Raw genomic sequence first — 20,406 nt, 5'->3', positions numbered from 1 at the left:
CGTGATCGACGCGAACGACTATATCGGACTCACGCGGCGTTCGCATGCCACGCGAACGCGTCGAACGGCGCTTCGAGCGTCGGGTGCGTGACGCTGCCGACGTAGTTCGTGATCGTCGATGCGGCGACCACCGCGATCACTTCGAGCAACTGTTCGGCGCTGAATCCGGCTTCGAGGAACGATTGTCGGTCGGTATCGGCAACGCGGCCGCGGGTTTCGATCAGCGTGCGCGCGATGTTCGACAGCGCGGCCAGTTTCGCGTCGCCGGGCAGGCCGCCGCGACGGATCGCGTCGACGTCGGCAGGGAGCACACCCTGTTTCAGCGCGAGCGCGGTATGGAACGCGACGGGCCATTCGCTCGCGTTCGTGACCGCGTTGGTGAGCAGCAGCGTCTGGATCTGCGGCTCCGTCAGGCTGCTGGCGTGCACGCGCTCGAACAGACCGATGAACCCGTTGATCAGCACCGGCGATGCGGCCATCGTCGCCGCGATGTTCGGGATCAGGCCGAAGGTTTGCTGAAGCTGTTGGAGTACGGGCTTCGATTCGGCAGGCGCCGAATCGATCGTATGAAGCGGATAGGCGGACATGATGTCTCCCGGGCGACGAGCGCCGCCGGAATGGCGGCGCGACACCCGAAGCGTAGGGACGGTCGTGTCGCGCGCCAATTACATCGCATGTAATCGTTCGACGCGCGTCGTGACGCCCGGCCGTCCTGCGAATCCGCTAGCCGCCTTGCTTGACCATCGCCGCCAGCGTTTTCATCGCCTGCAGATACGGATACGGTCCGTGGCTGACGCGGGCCACGCCGTATTCGGCGAGTTCGGCGAGCGTCGGCGTTTCTGCGACGCGCATCACGTTCACCGGCAGCGGCGACGCGGTCGTCAGCGCGCGAATGAGCGCAGGCGACTGAAGGCCCGGCACGAAGAGGCCGTCGGCGCCGGCCGCCGCGTAAGCGCGTGCGCGGGCCAGCGTTTCGTCGAGCAGGCGTTCGTCGTGCGAGTCGGCGGGTGCCTTGAAGAACACGTCGGTACGCGCATTGATGAAGTAGTCGGCGCCCGCGCGATCGGCCGCCTGCCGTGCCGCCGCGAGACGCGCTGCCGCTTCTTCGACGTCACGCAATTCGCCCGTCGCCGGAAAACTGTCTTCGAGATTGCAGCCGACCGCGCCGGCTTCGACGCTGAGCGCAATCGTTTCGGCGACATCTTCCAGACGCTCGCCGTACCCGCTTTCGAGATCGACGGTGACGGCCAGGTCCGTCGCACGCGCGATCCGCTCGAGCACTTCCATCACGAGCGCACGCGGCATCTGCTCGCCATCGCCGAATCCGTTCGCCGCTGCCACCGACCAGCTCCCGGTCGCCAGCGCGACCGCACCCGCGTCGGCCGCCGTGCGCGCGCTGCCGGCGTCCCACACGTTGAACAGCGCCAGCGGCTGGCCCGCGCGGTGAAGCGACCGGAAATACGCGCCTTTCTCATTGCTGCTCATGCTTGTCTCTCCTTGTGAAAACCGGATCGGTTGTCGTGCCGAACGATACTGCCACCGTATCGAGCGCCGCGAGGAAATCGCGCGCGTCGAACACTTCGCCGAGGCTGCGCACGCCGCCTGAAACGACGGCCTTGCCGGTCATCAGGCGCACGGCCGCCTCGACGATGATCGGCGCGCTGACCGCGTAGATGTCGCGCCCCGACGCCGTGACGCGATGCGTCGTGCCGCCCTGCACGACGATCGCGTCCATCGCGAACTGCTGCGCCGAGCGGCCCAGCGCATCGGTCGGCACGGGCGGCGGCGTGGCGGCATCGCGCACGTCGCGCACGTCGCGCAGCGCGAGCGTCGCGAGCCACGATTCGATCGTATCGATGCGCAGATGACGCGATAGCGTCATCACTTCGGAAAACGGCAGCAGCGTCACGTCGACGCTGCCGATCGGCGCCGGGAACGGCCACACGCGTTCGCGCGCCGTCGATGGCACCGGCGTTGGCTTGCCGTCCTTCTGGACGAGCCGCACCGCGCGATTGCGTTCGCCCGTCACGCGCGTGCCGCGCGTCGGGTGCCAGCTATCGAGGCCGGTTGCGATATCGACGCGATCGATAGGCATGCGCGGGTCGACGACGGCCGTGACCAGCAGGTCGGCCAGGCCGCCGTAGAACGCCGCGGCGGGAACGACGGTCACGCCTGCGGCGCGTGCACGGGCATCGGCCTGTTCGGCCAGCGCCAGCACCGATGGCTGTTCGGCCGTCAGGTCGAGATAGGGGATGCCGGCCCGCAGCGCGGCATCGGCCAGCGGCAGCGCGGTATCGAGGTACGGGCCCGCGCAGTTGATCACGGCATCCGCGCCGCGCAACGCGGCGTCGAGCGCGGCCATATCGTCGATTGCCGCGACGCGCGAAGGCGCAGCGTCGCTTGTGCCGCCTTCCTCGAGCCGCGCGGCATCGCGGCCGATGCGGATCGCGCCAACGCCGCGCCGGGCCAGTTCGGCGACGACAAACCGCCCGGTGTGACCCGTGGCGCCATAGACCGCAACCGTCTTTCGATCGTCCATGATCCACTCCGCTACAGAACGGTCTGTTTTATAGTACAGACCTGTAGCGTCGTCAACCTCGCGGTGCTATGATCGGTCCACTGTTGCGGTACGGGCGGCCCTGGGCGGCCGAGCTTGGATGAAAAAGGGAACGGATACACAAGGGGGCGCGCTCGATACGCGCGAGCGCATCCTGCAAACGGCCAGCGAGCTGTTCTACCGGGAAGGCACGCGCGCGGTCGGCGTGGACCTGATCGTCGCGCAGGCGGGCGTCGCGAAGACGAGCCTTTATCGTCACTTCACGACGAAGGACGACCTGATCGAGGCGTTCCTGCTGCGCGAGGACGCCGATTTCTGGGCGCATTGGGATGCGGTGGCGCAGCCGTACAAGCGCACGCCGCGCGAGGAGCTGGACGCGCAGCTTCAGTGGATCGGCGAGCGCATTGCGCGCCCCGGCTATCGCGGCTGCCCGCAGATCAACATCGCCGCCGAATATGCGGACGACAACCATCCGGCCCGCAAGGTCGCCGTCGCGCACAAGCAGGAGCTGCGGCGCCGGTTGACGGAACTGGCGAGTGCGATGCGGATCGACCAACCGGAAACCTTCGCGCTGCGGCTCGCGACCGTCATCGACGGTGCGCTGAGCAGCGGGCGTGCGCTGCACGAGCATGGGCCGGTGCACTTCCTGCAGGAATTCGCGCAACTGCTGCTGCCGAAGAAGGGCAGGAAGTAAGCCCGCCCACTGCCGCGATCCGCGCGCCCGTTCAGCCGCGCGCCGCCGGCTCCTGCGACAGCGTGCGCAACTGGCCGCGCAACAGATCGACTTCCCCTGGCGCGAATTGCCGTTCGATGTCGGCATGCGTCTGCTGCCACAGCGGAAACGCTTCGGCCAGCAGGTCGCGGCCGGCCGGCGTCAGTTCGAGCAGGCGGCTGCGCCCGTCGTCCGGATCCTGCGCGATCGTGACGAGCCCGCGCCGCTCGAGCGGCTTGAGCGCGGCGGTCAGCGTGGTGCGATCCATCGCGAGCAGCGACGCGACCGATTTCATCGGGGCCGGTTGCGGCCGGTTCAACGACATCAGCAGCGAAAACTGGCCGTTGGTGAGATCCAGCGGGCGCAGCACATCGTCGAAGATGCGCGCAAGATTGCGCGCCGCGCGCTGCATGTGCAGGCACAGGCAGCAATCGCGCACCATTAGCGTCGTTTCGAAAGGGAGCTTTTCTTTTCGTGCCATGTTGCAATTGTGTTGATATCAACCTATCTTGTCAAGGTCGAGGCGCGGCAGCCCGCCGCGCCCGTCACCGGAGGAGAAAGCATGAGTGCTCAACAGCAGTTGTATCTCGCCGTATTCCTCGGCAGCAAGGACAGCCCGGCGATGAAGGCGTGGGTCGCGCTGTCGGACCAGGAGCGGCGCGCGAAGGAAGAGGCGGGTATCGCCGCATGGAAGGCGTGGGTCGACCGCCATCGCGACGCGGTCGTCGAGCTGGGCGGGCCGCTCGGCAAGACCAAGACCGTCGACGCAGGCGGCGTGAAGGACACGGCCAACGCGATGGGCGCGTTTTCGGTCGTGCGTGCTGCTTCGCACGAAGCGGCGGCCGCGATGTTCGAAGGCCATCCGCATTTCACGATTTTCCCGGGCGAGCAGATCGACGTGATGCCGGTGCTGCCGATTCCCGGCGCGTGAACGATGCCGGTCGCAGCGCGTCGCGTTGCGTCGATGCGCGGTGGCCGGCATGCCGAAATTTTCCCGACATTCTGGATGGAGACTGGCGATGAAGCTTTACGGATTTGCCGGCACCCGCTCGCAACGCGCGCTGTGGGGGCTGAAGGAACTGGATGCGGATTTCGAATTCGTGTCGGTCAACCTGCTCGCGGGCGAGCACAAGCGGCCCGAATTCCTACGCATCAATCCGGCCGGCAAGGTGCCGGTACTGGTGGACGGCGACCGCGTGATTCCCGAGTCGGCCGCGATCGTGCTGTATCTCGCGGACAAGTACCCGGAGAAGGCGTTGCTGCCGGTCGATCCGGCGCTGCGCGCGCAGGTGTATCGGTGGGTCATGTTCGCGGTGACGGAGCTTGAACAGCCGCTGTGGCGGATCACGCGGCACACGTTCCTTTATCCGCCGGAGAAGCGCTCGCCGGCCGACATCGAACTGGCGCGCGAGGATTTCGCGACGATGGCCGCGATCCTCGACAAGCATCTCGAAGGGCGCGAGTTCATCGTCGGCGACACGCTGACGGTCGCCGATTGCGTGACGGCCTACCTGATCGACTGGGCCGGCGAATGCAATCTGATCGAACCGTTCCCGCAACTGAGTGCGTATCTCGAACGGCTGTATGCGCGGCCGAAGGCGCCGCAGCGGATTGCGGAGGCGCGCAAGGCGGCGTGACGGGCGGCGGTCGGTCATGTGCTGCATCGGCATGGCCGACCGCGATGTTTGCGCAAGGGGTAACCGGCGGACAGCCGCGTTTTACTGCGATGCAGTGTGCGGCGTGAGCGCGGCGCGCGCATGCGGTCACGATACGTTGTCGGGCCCGCCGAGCGCGCGACATAGCATCGACAGGTCGCGGAGGGTGAGGTGCGGCGTCTCGGCATGCTGCGGATCGCGCTCCACTTCCGGTTGATGGTCGCGCACCACCCATGCCGCCTGAAGCCCCGCATTCAATGCCCCGACGATATCGAGGTGGTAGTCGTCCCCGACGTGCAGCAATTCCGCCGGACGCACGTCGAGCGCCTCCGCCGCCGCATGAAATATTTCGGGTTCCGGCTTCGCGATCCCGAACGCACGCGCGCTGAGCGTTTCCCGAAAGAATTCGCCGCCGCCGGTCAGCCGGAGGTCTGCGTTGCCGTTGGTCACCGCGATCAACGGAAACCGGGCGCTCAGCCATGCCAGTGCCGGCAACGCGTCTTCATAGAACTCGACCCGGTTGCGCGCGGCATAGAAGACTTCGTACGCACGCTCGGTCAGCGCGACATCTTCGTTCGCGCGCTCCAGCGCAAGCCGGATCGATCCGAGTCTCAACGCGCGATAGTCGTTGACGAGGTCCGGGCACAAACGTTCGTATTCCTCACGTAGCTCGCCCAGCGCCTGTTGCGTGGGCAGCACGCTCGCGGTATCGGGTGCATGCTCGATCAGCCATGCGCGAAGCGCCGCTTCGGCTCGTGCGACGGACGGCCCGAACGGCCACAGGGTGTCGTCCAGGTCGAACGAGAGGGCGGATACTTTGGCGAGACGCATGGCGGTTGAAGAGGAGGAGTCGCTTACCACGGCCACGGAACGGAGATTCCGGTTCCGTTCTCGACGGCCTGCTCGTACAGGAAACGCGCAACGGTCAGGTCCTGAAGCGCGAGTCCGGTCATGTCGAATACGGTGACGTCGCTCGGCGAGCGGTCGATCGACACCGTCCCGGCGAGCAGGTCGCCGATTTCAGTGCGCGGCAGATCCGGCGCCCACTGACACTCGCCGATGCTGCGCGACTGATCGTGATCGTCGACGAAAATGCGCGCGCGTTCCAGCACGCCGGCCGGAAGTTCGCGCTTGCCCGCGGTGTCGGCGCCCACGCAAGTCAGATGGGTGCCCGGTTGAACCGCGTCCGCATCGAACAACGCACCACCGCCCGGCGTTGCCGTGATGATCACGTCGCTGTCGGCCACCGCGTCGTTCCGGTCGCGAGCGACGCGGATCGTGCATCGTTCGAGGAACGCCGATTCGAACACCGGATCCGGCTCGCCGCTGACGTTCACGTACTGCACCGTGCAGCGTTGCGGCAGCAGCCTGAGCGCGTATTCGAGCTGGACGCGCGCCTGCACACCCGTGCCGAATACGCTGATCCGCGTGCTGTCGCGGCGGGCCAGCAGTTGCAGCCCCAGGCCGCCGGCGGCTCCGGTCCGCGCGGTGGTGATCGCGTTGCCGTCCATGATGCAGAGCGGGCGGCCCGTGGCCGGATCGAACAGCGCGACGGTCGCCTGATGCGGTTCGCCGTCGCGGGTTCGGTTGCCGGGCCAGAATCCGGCCGCCTTGAACCCGAGCAGATCCTGGCTCGCGACGTCGCCCGACTTGATGCCGAATACGCCGCCGGTGTGCAGCTTCTCGCGGACCACCGGGAACACGCGTCCGGCCCTTTGGCTGTGCAGCACGAACGCTTCGCGCACCGCGGCCATCACTTGCTCGGCCTGAAGGGCGGGTTCGACGGCATCGCGGTCGAGAAGAAGGAGTCGGGCGTCTGTCGGCATGTCGGGTCGGGCTTTCCGCCGCAAGGCGAATCGGGAAGGTTTAAAGTGTGTCCAGATTTAGACAAATAGTCAATGCGTGGGCGGATGTCGTGAATGCGGGGTCGTTCACCACCCGTAGAAGCGCGGCCACGTGTGTACGGTGCCGTCTTCGCCGATAGCCTGATATTCGGGATGTTGCGCGCCGGTGGCGCACGCGTGGTTCGGCAGGATGCGCAGGCGCGTTCCGATCGGAAACCACTGCGCGATGCTCGTATCGGGCGAGCCAGCGCGCGACACGATGCCGTGCTCCTGGTTCGCTGCGCTCACGACGTAGTCGCCGAGCACTTCGCCGTCTTCCGTGCAGACCTGCCCGTAGCCGAAATCGCGGGCCTGTCGCTGCGTGCCGCGGTCGCGGCTCATCGCCATCCAGCCCGCGTCGACGATTGCCCAGCCTTTCTCTTCCTGGTGTCCGATGACGGTGGTCAGCACCGACAGCGCGATGTCGGACAGCTCGCACACGCCGATGTTGTGCATGACGAGATCGAACAGCACATACACGCCGGCGCGGACCTCGGTGACGCCGTCGAGGTTTTCCGCCGACAGCGCAGTCGGCGTCGAACCGATACTGACGACCGGGCAGGGCAACCCGGCGGCCCTGAGTCGCTGCGCGGCCCGCACGGTGCGGCTGCGCTCCTGTTCGGCGATCGCCGCCAGCGCATCCTGCGTGTCGTAGTCGTAGCTGGAGCCCGCGTGAGCGAGCACCCCGCCAAGCGCCATCCCGCCGTCGACCAGTGCGCGGCCCACGTCGATCAGCAGGTCGTCTTCGGGCGGGACGCCCGAGCGGTGGCCGTCGACGTCGACCTCGATCCAGACTTCGAAGCGCTCGCCGTGCTCGCGCCCGAATTCGGCGATTGCGTGCGCGGCCTGCAGGTTGTCGGCGACGATCTTCAGGTCGCAGCCCTGCCGGCGCAGCGCAAGCGCCTGGCTCAGCTTCGCGGGCACCATGCCGACCGCATAGACGATGTCCCGGGCACCGCCCGCGAAGAACTGCTCGGCTTCCTTGAGCGTCGACACCGTGATGCCTTGCGCGCCCGCCGCGATCTGCGCGTCGACGACGTGCCGGCATTTGGTGGTCTTGACGTGCGGCCGGAACCTGACGCCGAGTGCGTCCAGATGCGCCTGCATGCGGTCGATGTTGCGACGCATGCGGCCGACATCGATCAATGCGGCCGGGGTGTTGAGGGTTTGAATGTCCACGATGCGTTGCCTCGGAGGGTTGCCGACGCGAACACTGTAGGGCAACCGACGGTCGCCATGTTTAACGCGTGACTAATCCATCATTAAGCGTCGTTTAATCGGCCGAATCGCGCGGGCCGCGGTGCGGCTCATGCCTTGCCGCGCCACGGCGGCGGATCGAGGAACTGCCGCGCGGCTTCGAGAAAAACGCGTTGCCGCGCGGAGCGGCCGGTGCGCGACGGCAACAACGCCGTCACCGGTGCGGGCGGCAGGCTCCAGTCGGGCAGCAACCGGACGAGCTTGCCGTTCGCCAACAGCGGCGCGACGTCCCATTCCGAGCGTTCCAGATCCCGAGCCCGGCCAAGGCCCAATCGGTGATGACGGTGCCGTCATTGGAAGACAGCGCACCCGCAACGCGGATCACGGTGGACCGCCGGGACTCGCGTCGACCGTCGCCGCTTGGCGAGAAGCGCCATCGCGGGATGTCCTCGTCGTTTTCGCGCAGGCACAGGCAGTTGTATCGCGCGAGGTCGGACGGATGATTCAGTTCCTTGATGCGACGCGCGTAGCCGGGGCTTGCACACAGGAAGCGCTCGTTGGGCGCGAGCGGATAGCCGATCCACGACGACGACTTGAGGCTGCCGACGTGCACGACCACATCGGCCGCCGACGCGCTCGTCAGGGGGCTCTCGGACAGGTGGAGCGAAATTTCCAGCTTCGGATGTGCGCGTTGCACGTCGCGCACGATCCGCGCGACGTACTTGCGTCCGAAGCCGAACGGGGCGACGACGCGCAGCGTGCCTTGCACGTCGCCGTGGTCGCCCGAGATGCTGACGGGCAGCGCTTCCACGCGCTCGAGAATATCGACGGCTTCCTGGTACAGCCGTTGCCCTTCGTCGGTCAACGCGATCCCTTTCGACTGCCGCACGGCGAGCCGCGCGCTCAAGCGCGCCTCCATCCGCTGCAGGCGAATCGTGACCGCGGGCGGCGTGAGATCGAGCAGGCGCGCGGCAGCGGCCAATGAACGCGATGCGCCGATCGCGCGAACGAGTCGAAGGTCGTCGAGATCGAGCATTTCATCTCTCTTAATGCTGTCATTGCCAAGCATTAAACCGTACATCACGCGACGAATCCATCGATGCGGCTGCGGATCGCGGCAAATGCGTGCGATGACACGACCGTGTGCGAGCCCGTGTCGGGCCCGGCAGGTTGGCCTTTGTCGCGCGACGAAAGCGCAGCGCATCTCGTCACCCCCGGCTGCACGCAGTCCCGTCAAGCGTGCAGCCCGAAAATCAACGACCGGTGCGTACCGACCCCCGCCGCTACTCCCGACGCCGACGCGAACGTCGCGTTGGTCATCAGGCTCGATGCGTCGCCCGCGGCAAACACGCCGGCGACGCTCGTCTGCTTCCACGTGTCGACGCGAATCGCGGCGCCGAGCGGCCCTTCGTCGAACGCGCAACCGAGCTGCTGCGCGAGATCGCTTGCCATTACCGTGCGCGCGCCGACGAACAACGCGTCGATCGGCACGACCTGCCCATCGGCGAGCCGCAGCGCTTCGATACGCGGCGCGTCGCCCAGAATCTCGACGACCGGCGATCGCTCGATGCGCACGCCGCGCGCGTCGAGCAACACGGCTTCTTCTTCATTCGCTTCGACCACGCCCTGCGTGAACCACGTCGTCGGGCCCCAGTCCGGAATCAGGATCGCCTGATGCACGGAAAGCGGATGCGTGGCGAGCACGCCGAGCCGCTGGCCGCTCACCTCGTACCCATGGCAATACGGACAATGCAGCACGCTGACGCCCCAGCGTTCCGCGAGCCCCGCCAGCAGCGGCAGTTCATCGCGGATGCCGGTCGCGAGAATCAGCCGGTCGGCGCTCGCGCGGCGGCCGTCCGACAGCGTCACGTGGAAGCGGCCGTCGGCATCGCGCTCGGCCGTGCGCGCGTCGCCGTCGATCCGCTGCACGGTCGGATACGCGTCCAGTTGTGCGACGGCCTCAGCAACGATCCGCGCGGGCGGCTTGCCGTCCTGCCCGAAGAACCCGTGCGCGTGTTCGGCAAAGCGGTTGCGCGGCCGGCCGGCGTCGATCACGAGCACGCGGCGTCGCGCCCGCGCAAGCTGCATCGCGGCCGACAGCCCCGCAAAGCTGCCGCCGACCACGATCACTTCATGATGGTTATGCATGCATCCGCTCCTTTTCCTGAACCTGCGTGAATGACGGACGTGTCCCGATGGCGGCCAACTCATGAAACACGTGAAGTTGCATGATAGGGCGATGGTATCATTCATGCAACTTCAGAAGTTTCGAGAGAGGGGAGTACCGCCCGTGAGAACCGACAGCCGTTTGTCGCGCATGCTGCATGCGCTGATCCACATGGACCAGGCCGACGGCCCTCTGACGTCGGAGGCGATCGCGACGATGCTGGCCACGAATCCGGTCGTCGTGCGGCGCCTGCTCGGCGGTTTGCGCGACTGCGGCTACGTGCAGTCGGAGAAAGGGCATGGCGGCGGCTGGGTGCTGAGCGTCGCACTCGACGACATCACGCTGCTCGACGTCTATCGCGCGGTGGGCGAGCCGCCGCTGTTCTCCGATCTGGTGCCGGAGGACGAGCCCGAATGCCTGGTCGAACAGGCCGTCAACGCGCACCTGGCGGCGACACTGAAGGATGCCGAAGCGTCGCTGCTGGCGCGCTTCGGCGAAGTCACGCTCGGCATGCTGTCGCGCGATTTCGAAGCGAAGGCTGCGCTGCGGGGCTATACGCGCTGACGCGCCGCAGCATCCCGATCGATCACGCCTGACGTGCCATCCGGCACGATCCGGCGCGGCCAAAACCGTCGCACCGCGGCGTTCTGTCCCCCAACTTCTGCCCGGTTCGCCCGCCACAGGGCAAAATACGGGTTTTCCGCACCCGCGAGGGCGCGTCCGAATCACGCGCCGGGCGGCGGCAGTGCGCATTGCGCACGCCGCCACCGGGCGCCCAGGCAAGATTGCTCGCCGCGTCGCGAGCCCACAGGAGTCCAGACCCCATGCCCGAATCCAACCTGTCCTTCTTCGGCCGGCTGTCGCTTGCCGTCGGCACGTTCTTCTCCGTGCTCGGCAACCGCGAGTTCGCGGCCGGCGTGCTGCGCGTGCGCGACGGCGCCCCCGCACCGGTCGCGCCGGCACCCACAGCCGCGCCGGCCCCGGCGCCCGCGCCCGTGAAGGCCCCGGCGCCCGAACTGCGCGAAGCGAGCCCGCAGGCCGCGCTGCAACTGCTCGGCCTGCTGCAGCGCGATGCGCGCTTCATCGACTTCGTCGAGGAAGACATCGCCGGCTATGCGGACGCCGACATCGGCGCGGCCGCACGCCTCGTGCACGACGGCTGCCGCGCGGCGCTGCGCGAACACTTCACGATCGTGCCCGTGCGTGACGAAGCCGAAGGCAGCCGCGTGACGCTGCCGGCCGGCTTCGACGCGACGGCCGTGCGCGTGACGGGCAACGTGGTCGGCTCGGCGCCGTTCACGGGCACGGTCAGCCATCGCGGCTGGCGCGTCGCCGACGTGCGCCTGCCGAAGCTGACGGGCAGCCACGACGCATCGGTGGTCGCGCCGGCGGAGGTGGAACTGTGAGCGATCCGCGCTATTCGATCGGTATCGACCTCGGTACGACCCACTGCGCGCTGTCGTATGTCGACAGCGCCGCAAGCGACGGCGAAACAATCACGCAGCAGGTGCTGCCGATCGCGCAGCTCACCGCGCCCGGCGCGCTGGAGTCGCGCGACCTGCTGCCGTCGTTCCTCTATCTGCCGCATGAAAGCGAACTGACGCAGGGCGACCTGACGCTGCCGTGGACGGCCTCGCGCGGCTTCGCGGTCGGCGAGATGGCGCGCACCCGCGGCGCGGGCACGCCGATCCGCCTCGTGTCGAGCGCGAAGAGCTGGCTGTGCCACCCGGGCGTCGACCGCCGCGCGGCGATCCTGCCGAGCGATGCGCCGCCCGAAGTGTCGCGCGTGTCGCCGCTGGAAAGCTCGATCCGCTACCTGACGCACCTGCGCGAAGCGTGGGACCACACGCATCCCGACGCGCCGTTCGCCGACCAGGACGTGACGGTGACGATTCCCGCATCGTTCGACCCGGCCGCGCGCGAACTGACGGCTGAAGCCGCGCGTGCCGCCGGCTACTCGCGGATGACGCTGCTCGAGGAGCCGCAGGCCGCGCTGTACAGCTGGATCCAGAAGAGCGAAGGCGGCTGGCGCAAGCAGGTGCAGGTCGGCGACCTGATCCTGTGCGTCGACGTCGGCGGCGGCACGACCGACCTGTCGCTGATCGCGGTGGTCGAGCGCGACGGCAATCTCGAACTGCATCGCGTGGCGGTCGGCGAGCACATCCTGCTCGGCGGCGACAACATGGACCTCGCGCTCGCGCACGTGGTCGCGCGCAAGCTCGCGCAGCAGGGCGCGCAGGCCGATCCGTGGCAACTGCGTGCGCTCACGTACGCATGCCGCGCCGCGAAGGAAACGCTGCTGTCCGACCCGACGACCGACGCGGTGCCGCTCGTCGTGCCGAGCCGCGGCTCGAAGCTGATCGGCGGGTCGATCCGCACGGAGCTCACGCGTGCGGAACTCACGCAGACGATCCTCGAAGGCTTCTTCCCGCAGGTCGATGCGGCCGCGCGCCCCGTGAGCCGCGCGCGCGTCGGCCTGACGCAGCTCGGCCTGCCGTATGCGCAGGACGCGGGCATCACGCGCCATCTCGCGGCGTTCCTCGGCCGCCAGGTCGCGGCGCTCGACACGCTCGAAGGCGTGCAGCGCACGCTGCCGCAGGGCGCGACGTTCCTGCATCCGACGGCCGTGCTGTTCAACGGCGGCGTGTTCAAGTCGACGCTGCTCACGCAGCGCGTGCTCGATACGCTCAATAGCTGGCTCGCCGCCGAAGGCGCGCCGCCCGCGCGCCTGCTCGAAGGCGCCGATCTCGATCTGGCGGTCGCGCGCGGCGCGGCTTATTACGGCTTCGTGAAGCGCGGCCGCGGCGTGCGTATTCGCGGCGGCACGGCGCGTGCGTACTACGTCGCGATCGAATCGGCGATGCCCGCGGTGCCGGGGCTCGAACCGCCGGTGCAGGCGCTGTGCGTCGCGCCGTTCGGGATGGAGGAAGGCTCGGACGCGGCGCTGCCGCCGCAGGAGTTCGGCCTCGTCGTCGGCGAACCGGTGCAGTTCCGCTTCTTCGGCTCGTCGGTGCGCCGACAGGACCAGGTCGGCACGCTGCTCGACTACTGGTCGGCGGAAGAGCTACAGGAGCTCGAGGAAATCCAGGCCACGCTGCCCGCCGAAGGGCGCACCGTCGGCGAGGTCGTGCCGGTGAAGCTGCATGCGCGCGTGACCGAAGCCGGCACGCTCGAACTCGAGGCGATCCCGAGCGGCACGAACGAGCGCTGGAAGGTCGAGTTCGACGTGCGCGGCGCCGCCTGAGCGCGATGAAGCGCTATACGGTCGGCATCGACCTCGGCACGAGCAATACGGTCGTCGCATACGTCGAGGCCGGCTCCGACGCGATCCGCGTGTTCGACGTCGAGCAACTCGTCGGCCCCGGCGCGGTGGCCGCGCAGCCGCTGCTGCCGTCGGTGCGCTATCACCCGGCGGCGGGCGAACTCGCGGCGGATGCGTTGAGGCTGCCGTGGCAGGCGGCTGGTGCGCGCGGCGCGGCCGCCCGTTCTGACGGCGGCCGTGACGGCGGGTTAGTCGGTCGGGACAGCGGCGCCGGCGATGCACCGCCGCCCGTGATCGGCCGTTACGCGCGCACACTCGGCGCGCAGGTGCCGGGCCGGCTCGTGTCGAGCGCGAAGAGCTGGCTGTCGCACGCATCGGTCGACCGGCTCGCGGCGATCCTGCCGTGGGGCGCGGCCGACGGCGTCGACAAGGTGTCGCCGGTCGACGCGAGCGCGAGCTATCTCGCGCATGTGCGCGACGCGTGGGACGCCCGTTTTCCCGACGCACCGCTCGCGAAGCAGCACGTGATCCTGACGGTGCCCGCGTCGTTCGACGACGGCGCGCGCGCGTTGACGGTCGAGGCCGCGCGGCGTGCGAAGCTGCCCGCGCTGCGGCTGCTGGAAGAGCCGCAGGCCGCGTTCTACGACTGGTTGTACGGCCAGCGCGCGACGTTGCGCGACACGTTCGCCGACGCGCGGCGCGTGCTGATCTGCGACGTCGGCGGCGGCACGACCGACCTCACGCTCGTCGATGTCGCACGGGGCGACGACGGCGAGCCGACCTTTACGCGCGTCGGCGTCGGCAACCACCTGATGCTCGGCGGCGACAACATGGACCTCGCGCTCGCGCGCCTGGTCGAGACGCGGCTGACCGAGCCCGGCACGCGGCTGTCGGCCGCGAGCCTGTCGCAGCTCGTCGAGCGCTGCCGTGCCGCGAAGGAGCGGCTGCTCGGCGACGACGCACCGGCGTCCGTCACCGTCACGCTGCTCGGCGCGGGCAGCAAGCTCGTCGGCGGCGCGCGCTCCGCCGAGCTGACGCGGCAGGAAGTCGAACAGATCGTCGTCGACGGTTTCTTTCCGCAGGTCGCGGCCGGCGAACTGCCGCGCCGCGCGCGGGCGGCGATCGTCGAATTCGGGTTGCCGTATGCGAGCGACCCGGCCGTCACGCGGCACGTCGCCGCGTTCCTGAACCATCATGCGGAAGGCCCGCTGCCCGACACGCTGCTGCTCAACGGTGGCGTGTTCCGTGCGGGCGCGCTCGCCGGCCGTCTCGCGCAGACGCTCGGCGCGTGGCGCGGCGCGCCGCTCGACGTGCTGCACAACGCGCATCCGGACGTGGCCGTCGCGCGCGGCGCGGTGGCCTACGGGCTCGCGCGCGCCGGGCATGCGCCGCGCATCGGCGGCGGTTCCGCGCGCAGCTATTTCCTCGTACTCGACGACGGTGCCGGCGACGCAGCGGCGCGCGGCGTTTGCCTGCTGCCGCGCGGTGCGGAAGAGGGGCGCGAAATCCGGCTCGAGGATCGCACGTTCGCGCTGCAGCTCGGGCAGCCGGTACGTTTCCACCTCGTGTCGACGGTGGCCGAGACCGCGTACCGGCCCGGCGATCTCGTCGAACTCGACGGCGGAGATTTCGTGCGGCTGCCGCCGATCGCGACGGTCGTCGAGCGACAGGCGGGCAGCGATGCGCGCGAAACGCCGGTGAAGCTCACCGCGTCGCTGACCGAGGTCGGCACGCTCGAAATGCATTGCATCGCGACCGACGACGCGGCCCGCCGCTGGCGGCTCGAATTCCAGTTGCGCGGCGATGCGCCGGCGCACGGCGGCGACGATGCATCCGCGCGGCATCCGCGTCTCGACCACGCGATCGAGCTGATCGAGCGCTCGTTCGGCAGCAAGGCCGCGGACGTCACGCCGAAGGACACGCGCCGGCTTCGCGCGCAGCTCGAACAGGTGCTCGGTGCGCGCGAAGAGTGGGACGTCGCGCTCGCGCGCGAACTGTTCGACGCGTTGCTTGCGCGTGCGCGGCGGCGCCGGCGCTCGGCCGATCACGAACGCGCGTGGCTGAACCTCGCCGGTTATTGCCTGCGTCCGGGCTTCGGCCATCCGCTCGACGCATGGCGCATCGAGCAGCTGTGGCCGCTGTTCGACGACGGCATTCAATACGTGAACGACGGGCAGGTGTGGTCCGAGTGGTGGACGCTGTGGCGGCGTGTGGCCGGCGGCCTCGACGACGATGCGCAGACGCAGGTGCGCGACGCGATCGCGTTCCTCGAACCGTCCGACGACAAGCGGCGCAAGCTGCCGTTCGATCCGGGCAAGGTCGGCCCGGCCGACATGACGCGGCTGTCCGCTTCGCTCGAACGGTTGCCCGTCGAGCGCAAGGTCGAACTGGCCGAGCGCCTGATCGCGCAATTGCAGAAGCCGGCTGACCGTGCGCTATGTGCGTGGGCGCTCGGGCGCATCGGTGCGCGCCGGCCGTTCTACGGCAGCGCACACAGTGTCGTGCCTGCGGAAGTCGCCAATGGCTGGCTCGATGCGCTGTTCGCGCTCGACTGGAAGCAGGTCGAGCCGGCCGCGTTCGCGGCCGCGCAGATCGCACGGATGACGGGCGACCGTTCACGCGACCTGCCGGACGACACGCGCGACGCGGTGATCAAGCGTCTGTCGGCCGCGAATGCGTCGACGGCATGGATCGACATGGTGCGCGAAGCGATCGCGTTCGACGAAGCCGACACGGTGCGTGTGTTCGGCGAGACGCTGCCGGCCGGGTTGAAGCTGCTGGCCGGGTGAGCGGCGCGGCGGGCTCCGGCATCGTTCGGATGCCGGAGCATTTCACGGCATGCCGATTCAATACCCTTCGAATAAGCAAACGGCTGCCGTTGCATCGCATCGGCAGCCGTTTGCGCTTTGTGAACCTGCCGGTCAGATCTGCGGCGCCGTCTCGCGCGGCGATGCGGCAGCTTCCACGGCGATCGCATCCGGCGCGCTTGCGCGCCGCGCGAGATGAATCCCCGCGAGCATGCAGCGCACCGACCCGCCGGCCAGTTCGATCGTCGGCACGTCGAGCGGCAGCAGCCGCGCGGAGCGCTCGATCGTCGCGCGCTGGTCGTGCGTAAGGCAATCGAACGCACGCCGCGACAGCGCAAGCACGCGGCCGTTTCTTCCCGACAATTCCAGCGTATTGCCCGCGAAGTTCGCGATTTGCGACTGATCGAGCGCGATCACCGTGCGTCCCGTTTCGGTCAGGCGTTGCGCGATCTCGGCGCGACGCCGGCTGTCGGCGATCAGGTCGAGGCCGACCATCGCGAACGCCGTGGCGACGCTCATCATCACGTTCGTGTGATAGATCGGGCGCCCCGCGGCGTCGGCCGTATCGAAGCAGATCGGCTCGAAATTGAAGTGCGTGCAGAAGCGTTCGAGCGCGACCGGATCGGCACGGCGCGAGCGCGCGGTGTACGCGATCCGCGCGACGTGGTCGAGCACCATCGCGCCGGTGCCTTCCAGGAACACGTCGTCATATTCGAGGCCCGAATAGTCGATCACGTCCTGCACGCGATACTCGGCCTTCAGCATCTCGACGATGTCCGCGCGCCGCTCGCGGCGGCGGTTCGGGCTGTGCATCGGATACAGCGCGACGTGGCCGCCCGGATGCGTCGAGAACCAGTTGTTCGGGAACACGGAGTCGGGCGTGTCGCGCTCGCCGCGGTCGTCGAACACGTGCACGCGCACGCCCGCATCGGCGAGCGTCTGCGCAGCGGCCGTGACTTCGTCGCGTGCGGCGGCGGACACCGACGAAGTGTCGGCCGAGCCGCCGCCGGCCGTGCGCTGGAACGCGTTGTCGGCCGCGGTCTGCGGGTTCGGCAGGAAGCGGTGCGGCCGGACCATCACGACGGCGGCCGGCGCCTGGATCGATACGAGATTCATGGAAGGCAGGAGCGAAAGGCAGGGAACCGTGCGGCGTACAGGCCGCACGGCGACGACGGTCAGCGCGCGAACGCGGCGACGGCTTCGGTCACGAACGCCGCGTGACCCTGCGCGATCGCGGCCGGGTCGTCGATCAGCGCGAACAGGTTCTTCGGGTCGACGGCCGGCGGAATCAGCGCGATCTCGACGCCCGCGTTGTGTTGTTGCGCGAGTGCGTACAGATAGCGCAGCGCCGAATAATCCTCGAGCGCGAAGCCGACCGAGTCGAACACGGTGACTTCGTCCGCGTGTTCGCGGCCGGTCGTCTCGCCCTGCAGCACGCGCCACAGCTCGGTGACGGGGAAGTCGGCCGGCATCTGCTGGATCTCGCCTTCGATGCGCGACTGCGGCTCGAATTCGACGAACACGCGGCCCGCGTGCAGCACGCCCGCTTCGAGCTCGGTCTTGCCCGGGCAATCGCCGCCGACCGCGTTCAGGTGCATGCCGGGCTCGATCATGTCGGCCGTGACGATCGTCGCGTACGCCTTGTCCGCGGTGACGGTCGTCACGATGTCGGCGCCGCGCACGGCGTCGGCGGTCGACGCCGCACGCACGACGCGCAATTCGGGGTACGCGGCGAGGTTTTGCACGAGCTTGTCGGTCGCGAGCGGATCGACGTCGAACACGCGGATTTCGTCGATGCCGAGCAGAGTGTGGAACGCGATCGCCTGGAATTCGCTCTGCGCGCCGTTGCCGATCAGCGCCATCGTGCGCGAGCCGGGCCGTGCGAGCACCTGCGCGGCGAGCACCGACGTGGCGGCCGTGCGCAGCGCGGTGGTCAGCGTGAGTTCGGCGAGCAGCAGCGGGTAGCCGGTATCGACTTCGGCGAGCGCACCGAATGCCATCACCGTGTGCATCCCGCGCGCCGCGTTGACCGGGTGGCCGTTCACGTACTTGAACGCGAACAGCGACGCGTTCGCGACGGGCATCAGTTCGATCACGCCGTCGCGCGAGTGGCACGCGACGCGCGGCGACTTGTCGAAATCGGCCCACTGCAGGTAATCGGCGCGCAGCGTGTCGACGAGTTCGCGCAGGAACGTCGTGACGCCGGTCCTGGCGATCAGGCGGGCGGTGGCGGGAACGTCGAGGAAGCGAGTCATCGGTCTGTCTCCATTGTCTTTGCCGGTACGGGTGTCCTGGCATTCCGGTCGACCGGGCGGTGCTTCGGCGCGGGGATCCGGCTCCATCAAAAGCGGCAGCGCGGCGTATGCGGCCGGTCGATGGAGTCATTATTTCCGGGAGTCGAGCCAACAAAAAGACGGCAAAAGTGGCAGATTTATCGATAGACTTGGCAAATTGCCAGCCGATTCCGGCGGTTTGATAAGTTCACGCTGGTCGGAATGCGCAGCCTCCGGCACGCTGGCGGCCGGTTCAAGCTCAACAGGAAGGCCCCTTCATGATCACGCTCGACGACGTCGACCGGCAGCTCATCGCGCTGCTGCGCGACAACGCGCGACTGCCCGTCGTCGCGCTGGCGAAGGAATTGCGCGTGGCGCGCGCGACCGTGCAGAACCGGCTGACACGGCTGGAGAAAAACGGCGTGATCGTCGGTTATACGGTGCGGCTCAAGCCGGCGGCCGAACGGCACCGGATCCGCGCGCTGATGTCGATCGCGGTGCAGGGCAACCGCGGTGCCGAGGTGGTGAAGGTGCTGCGCGGGTATCCGAACGTCGCGTCGATTCACAGCACCAACGGGCGCTGGGATCTCGTCGCCGAGCTGCATGCCGATTCGCTCGAGCATTTCGATCGCGTGCTCGGCGCGATCCGGCTGATCGACGGCATCGCGAGTACCGAGACGAGCATTCTGCTGTCGACGCACAAGGCGTAACGCGGGCCGGGCCCGCGACGGGAGGTCGGCATGAAGCGGCCGCGCGTGACGGGCCGGCGCCCGTCGATCCCCGTCAGCCGAACGTGTCGACGCGCGCCCGCCAGCCGCTTCGCGAAAACGACTCCGTCAGAAACTCGACGAACGCACGCACCTTCGGTGGCGTGAGGCGGGCGTGCGTGTAGTACACGTAGATCGTGCCGGCCATTGCCGGATAGCGCGTGAGCACGCGCACGAGCCGGCCTTCGTCGAGATGCGGCAGTACATGATGCGCGCCGAGCCGCGCGAGCCCCATGCCTGCGACGGCCGCATCGCAGATGGCATCCAGATCGGTCAGCACGACGCGTCCGTCGATCGGCACCGTCACCGTTTCGCCATTCACCGTGAACGCCCAGTCGCGCACGCGGCCCGTCGTCGCCGAGCGCAACCGGATGCAATCGTGGCGCGACAGCTCGGCGAGCGTCGCCGGTTCGCCGTGCTTCGCCAGATACGCGGGGGAGGCGACCGTCAGCAACCGGATCGGCACCAGCTCGCGCGCGACGACGTTTGCGTCGTCCTCGACGCCCGAACCGATCGCGGCGTCGAAGCCTTCCTTCACCAGATCGACGTGGCGGTTCTCGAGGCTCCAGTCGAGCCGGAGATCCGGATAACGTTCGAGAAACGCCGGCATCAGCGGCAACACGTACTGGCGCCCGAACCCCGGCGCGATGCTGATGCGCAGCGTGCCGGCGGGGCGCGCGTCGCGCTCGGTCAGCGTCGCCATCGCCTGGCTCAGCGCGCTAGCCGCCGCCGACGTTTCCGCGTACAGCCTTTCGCCGGCCTCCGTCAGCGTGAGGCTGCGCGTCGTGCGGCGGAACAGCCGCGTGCCGAGGCTGCGCTCCAGTTTCGCGACATGCTTGCTGACGGCCGCAGGCGTGACGCCCAGCCGGCTGGCCGCCGCGGAGAAGCTGCCGGCTTCCACGGTCCGGAGAAAGCTTTCCAGCACACGCAGATCGTTCATGACGATTCGATCGAAAGCGTTGAAATTAATTCGACACATTATGGCCTATTCGGCATGAATGGGCGCGACTAGGATGAGATCCATCGTGTCGTGTTTCGCGGCCCGGCGGCGCATGTTCAGCAACCCGCGACGAACGCGAACGGGCGCGGAGCTGCTGGCGCGCCAGCACGGCAGCGATGGCGGCTT

At 68.5% G+C, this 20,406-nt stretch carries 19 protein-coding genes and 1 pseudogene; 8 read left to right on the top strand and 12 right to left on the bottom strand.

The genetic code is table 11. The features are described from left to right. Positions 1 to 29: 29 nt before the first annotated feature. The 3 genes from R9B84_RS31680 to R9B84_RS31670 form a co-directional block, all read right to left on the bottom strand. Positions 30 to 587: a carboxymuconolactone decarboxylase family protein gene (locus tag R9B84_RS31680; RefSeq protein ID WP_423761388.1), complete on the bottom strand. Its 558-nt coding sequence runs from the start codon at positions 585 to 587 to the stop codon at positions 30 to 32. Between the two features lie 136 nt (positions 588 to 723). Continuing rightward, positions 724 to 1,485, bottom strand: coding sequence for an isocitrate lyase/PEP mutase family protein (locus R9B84_RS31675; protein WP_423761387.1), 762 nt, complete (start codon positions 1,483 to 1,485; stop codon positions 724 to 726). After that, a complete protein-coding gene (locus R9B84_RS31670; protein WP_423761386.1) occupies positions 1,472 to 2,539 on the bottom strand; it encodes a saccharopine dehydrogenase family protein in 1,068 nt (355 codons plus the stop codon). The genes R9B84_RS31675 and R9B84_RS31670 overlap by 14 nt, the downstream gene beginning before the upstream one ends. Positions 2,540 to 2,657: 118 nt before the next feature. On the opposite strand from R9B84_RS31670, the gene R9B84_RS31665 reads away from it, so the two are divergent. Next, the gene (locus R9B84_RS31665; protein WP_423761385.1) at positions 2,658 to 3,251 is read left to right on the top strand and encodes a TetR/AcrR family transcriptional regulator; all 594 of its coding nucleotides are present in this window, start codon (positions 2,658 to 2,660) and stop codon (positions 3,249 to 3,251) included. Positions 3,252 to 3,282: 31 nt separating this feature from the next. On the opposite strand, the gene R9B84_RS31660 is transcribed toward R9B84_RS31665, so the two are convergent. Continuing rightward, a complete protein-coding gene (locus R9B84_RS31660; RefSeq protein WP_423761384.1) occupies positions 3,283 to 3,750 on the bottom strand; it encodes a MarR family winged helix-turn-helix transcriptional regulator in 468 nt (155 codons plus the stop codon). A gap of 81 nt (positions 3,751 to 3,831) precedes the next feature. On the opposite strand from R9B84_RS31660, the gene R9B84_RS31655 reads away from it, so the two are divergent. After that, positions 3,832 to 4,200 (top strand): hypothetical protein, encoded by a 369-nt coding sequence (locus R9B84_RS31655; protein ID WP_423761383.1) that lies wholly within the window; start codon positions 3,832 to 3,834, stop codon positions 4,198 to 4,200. 88 nt (positions 4,201 to 4,288) lie between these two features. Next, positions 4,289 to 4,906: a glutathione S-transferase family protein gene (locus R9B84_RS31650; protein ID WP_423761382.1), complete on the top strand. Its 618-nt coding sequence runs from the start codon at positions 4,289 to 4,291 to the stop codon at positions 4,904 to 4,906. A gap of 126 nt (positions 4,907 to 5,032) precedes the next feature. On the opposite strand, the gene R9B84_RS31645 is transcribed toward R9B84_RS31650, so the two are convergent. The 5 genes and pseudogenes from R9B84_RS31645 to R9B84_RS31625 form a co-directional block, all read right to left on the bottom strand. Continuing rightward, complete coding sequence (locus tag R9B84_RS31645) at positions 5,033 to 5,755, bottom strand: HAD family hydrolase (RefSeq protein ID WP_423761381.1); 723 nt, start codon at positions 5,753 to 5,755, stop codon at positions 5,033 to 5,035. Between the two features lie 23 nt (positions 5,756 to 5,778). Beyond that, positions 5,779 to 6,750: an ornithine cyclodeaminase family protein gene (locus R9B84_RS31640; RefSeq protein WP_423761380.1), complete on the bottom strand. Its 972-nt coding sequence runs from the start codon at positions 6,748 to 6,750 to the stop codon at positions 5,779 to 5,781. A 105-nt stretch (positions 6,751 to 6,855) separates the two neighbouring features. Next, the gene (locus tag R9B84_RS31635) at positions 6,856 to 7,935 is read right to left on the bottom strand and encodes a DSD1 family PLP-dependent enzyme (protein WP_423763522.1); all 1,080 of its coding nucleotides are present in this window, start codon (positions 7,933 to 7,935) and stop codon (positions 6,856 to 6,858) included. Positions 7,936 to 8,114: 179 nt separating this feature from the next. Beyond that, positions 8,115 to 9,040: pseudogene (locus R9B84_RS31630) on the bottom strand (LysR substrate-binding domain-containing protein). 197 nt (positions 9,041 to 9,237) lie between these two features. Then, positions 9,238 to 10,152, bottom strand: coding sequence for an NAD(P)/FAD-dependent oxidoreductase (locus R9B84_RS31625; RefSeq protein WP_423761379.1), 915 nt, complete (start codon positions 10,150 to 10,152; stop codon positions 9,238 to 9,240). Between the two features lie 142 nt (positions 10,153 to 10,294). Between R9B84_RS31625 and R9B84_RS31620 the strand changes: the two genes are divergently transcribed. The 4 genes from R9B84_RS31620 (at position 10,295) to R9B84_RS31605 (ending at position 16,222) form a co-directional block, all read left to right on the top strand. Then, a complete protein-coding gene (locus tag R9B84_RS31620) occupies positions 10,295 to 10,735 on the top strand; it encodes an Rrf2 family transcriptional regulator (RefSeq protein ID WP_423761378.1) in 441 nt (146 codons plus the stop codon). A 260-nt stretch (positions 10,736 to 10,995) separates the two neighbouring features. Beyond that, positions 10,996 to 11,577, top strand: coding sequence for a DUF2760 domain-containing protein (locus tag R9B84_RS31615; RefSeq protein ID WP_423761377.1), 582 nt, complete (start codon positions 10,996 to 10,998; stop codon positions 11,575 to 11,577). Continuing rightward, a complete protein-coding gene (locus tag R9B84_RS31610; protein ID WP_423761376.1) occupies positions 11,574 to 13,415 on the top strand; it encodes an Hsp70 family protein in 1,842 nt (613 codons plus the stop codon). Before R9B84_RS31615 ends, R9B84_RS31610 begins: the two co-directional genes overlap by 4 nt. 5 nt (positions 13,416 to 13,420) lie before the next feature. Then, positions 13,421 to 16,222 (top strand): Hsp70 family protein, encoded by a 2,802-nt coding sequence (locus tag R9B84_RS31605; RefSeq protein ID WP_423761375.1) that lies wholly within the window; start codon positions 13,421 to 13,423, stop codon positions 16,220 to 16,222. A 132-nt stretch (positions 16,223 to 16,354) separates the two neighbouring features. On the opposite strand, the gene ctlX is transcribed toward R9B84_RS31605, so the two are convergent. After that, positions 16,355 to 17,356: a citrulline utilization hydrolase CtlX gene (gene ctlX, locus R9B84_RS31600; protein ID WP_423761374.1), complete on the bottom strand. Its 1,002-nt coding sequence runs from the start codon at positions 17,354 to 17,356 to the stop codon at positions 16,355 to 16,357. Positions 17,357 to 17,415: 59 nt separating this feature from the next. Then, positions 17,416 to 18,495, bottom strand: coding sequence for an ornithine cyclodeaminase (locus tag R9B84_RS31595; protein WP_423761373.1), 1,080 nt, complete (start codon positions 18,493 to 18,495; stop codon positions 17,416 to 17,418). A gap of 296 nt (positions 18,496 to 18,791) precedes the next feature. Between R9B84_RS31595 and R9B84_RS31590 the strand changes: the two genes are divergently transcribed. Then, positions 18,792 to 19,223, top strand: a complete 432-nt coding sequence (locus tag R9B84_RS31590; RefSeq protein ID WP_423761372.1) for an Lrp/AsnC family transcriptional regulator — start codon at positions 18,792 to 18,794, stop codon at positions 19,221 to 19,223. Between the two features lie 73 nt (positions 19,224 to 19,296). Here the strand turns inward: R9B84_RS31590 and R9B84_RS31585 are convergent, their stop codons facing one another. Continuing rightward, positions 19,297 to 20,220, bottom strand: coding sequence for a LysR substrate-binding domain-containing protein (locus R9B84_RS31585; protein ID WP_423761371.1), 924 nt, complete (start codon positions 20,218 to 20,220; stop codon positions 19,297 to 19,299). Positions 20,221 to 20,406: the final 186 nt, after the last annotated feature.

This window comes from Burkholderia sp. NLJ2 (assembly GCF_049487195.1).
GTDB classification, from domain to species: Bacteria; Pseudomonadota; Gammaproteobacteria; order Burkholderiales; family Burkholderiaceae; genus Burkholderia; species Burkholderia pyrrocinia.
Note: the sequence above shows the minus strand (reverse complement) of the source record. Positions and strands in the feature narration are given on the sequence as shown.

What these genes read in the sequence shown, in the direction of transcription:
- R9B84_RS31635 (WP_423763522.1), bottom strand. Translation starts at nt 7,935, where the DNA reads ATGCGTCGCAACATCGACCGCATGCAGGCGCATCTGGACGCACTCGGC.
- ctlX (WP_423761374.1), bottom strand. Translation starts at nt 17,356, where the DNA reads ATGAATCTCGTATCGATCCAGGCGCCGGCCGCCGTCGTGATGGTCCGG.
- R9B84_RS31675 (WP_423761387.1), bottom strand. Translation starts at nt 1,485, where the DNA reads ATGAGCAGCAATGAGAAAGGCGCGTATTTCCGGTCGCTTCACCGCGCG.
- R9B84_RS31680 (WP_423761388.1), bottom strand. Translation starts at nt 587, where the DNA reads ATGTCCGCCTATCCGCTTCATACGATCGATTCGGCGCCTGCCGAATCG.
- R9B84_RS31585 (WP_423761371.1), bottom strand. Translation starts at nt 20,220, where the DNA reads ATGAACGATCTGCGTGTGCTGGAAAGCTTTCTCCGGACCGTGGAAGCC.
- R9B84_RS31645 (WP_423761381.1), bottom strand. Translation starts at nt 5,755, where the DNA reads ATGCGTCTCGCCAAAGTATCCGCCCTCTCGTTCGACCTGGACGACACC.
- R9B84_RS31660 (WP_423761384.1), bottom strand. Translation starts at nt 3,750, where the DNA reads ATGGCACGAAAAGAAAAGCTCCCTTTCGAAACGACGCTAATGGTGCGC.
- R9B84_RS31625 (WP_423761379.1), bottom strand. Translation starts at nt 10,152, where the DNA reads ATGCATAACCATCATGAAGTGATCGTGGTCGGCGGCAGCTTTGCGGGG.
- R9B84_RS31665 (WP_423761385.1), top strand. Translation starts at nt 2,658, where the DNA reads ATGAAAAAGGGAACGGATACACAAGGGGGCGCGCTCGATACGCGCGAG.
- R9B84_RS31640 (WP_423761380.1), bottom strand. Translation starts at nt 6,750, where the DNA reads ATGCCGACAGACGCCCGACTCCTTCTTCTCGACCGCGATGCCGTCGAA.
- R9B84_RS31605 (WP_423761375.1), top strand. Translation starts at nt 13,421, where the DNA reads ATGAAGCGCTATACGGTCGGCATCGACCTCGGCACGAGCAATACGGTC.
- R9B84_RS31655 (WP_423761383.1), top strand. Translation starts at nt 3,832, where the DNA reads ATGAGTGCTCAACAGCAGTTGTATCTCGCCGTATTCCTCGGCAGCAAG.
- R9B84_RS31590 (WP_423761372.1), top strand. Translation starts at nt 18,792, where the DNA reads ATGATCACGCTCGACGACGTCGACCGGCAGCTCATCGCGCTGCTGCGC.
- R9B84_RS31595 (WP_423761373.1), bottom strand. Translation starts at nt 18,495, where the DNA reads ATGACTCGCTTCCTCGACGTTCCCGCCACCGCCCGCCTGATCGCCAGG.
- R9B84_RS31670 (WP_423761386.1), bottom strand. Translation starts at nt 2,539, where the DNA reads ATGGACGATCGAAAGACGGTTGCGGTCTATGGCGCCACGGGTCACACC.
- R9B84_RS31615 (WP_423761377.1), top strand. Translation starts at nt 10,996, where the DNA reads ATGCCCGAATCCAACCTGTCCTTCTTCGGCCGGCTGTCGCTTGCCGTC.
- R9B84_RS31650 (WP_423761382.1), top strand. Translation starts at nt 4,289, where the DNA reads ATGAAGCTTTACGGATTTGCCGGCACCCGCTCGCAACGCGCGCTGTGG.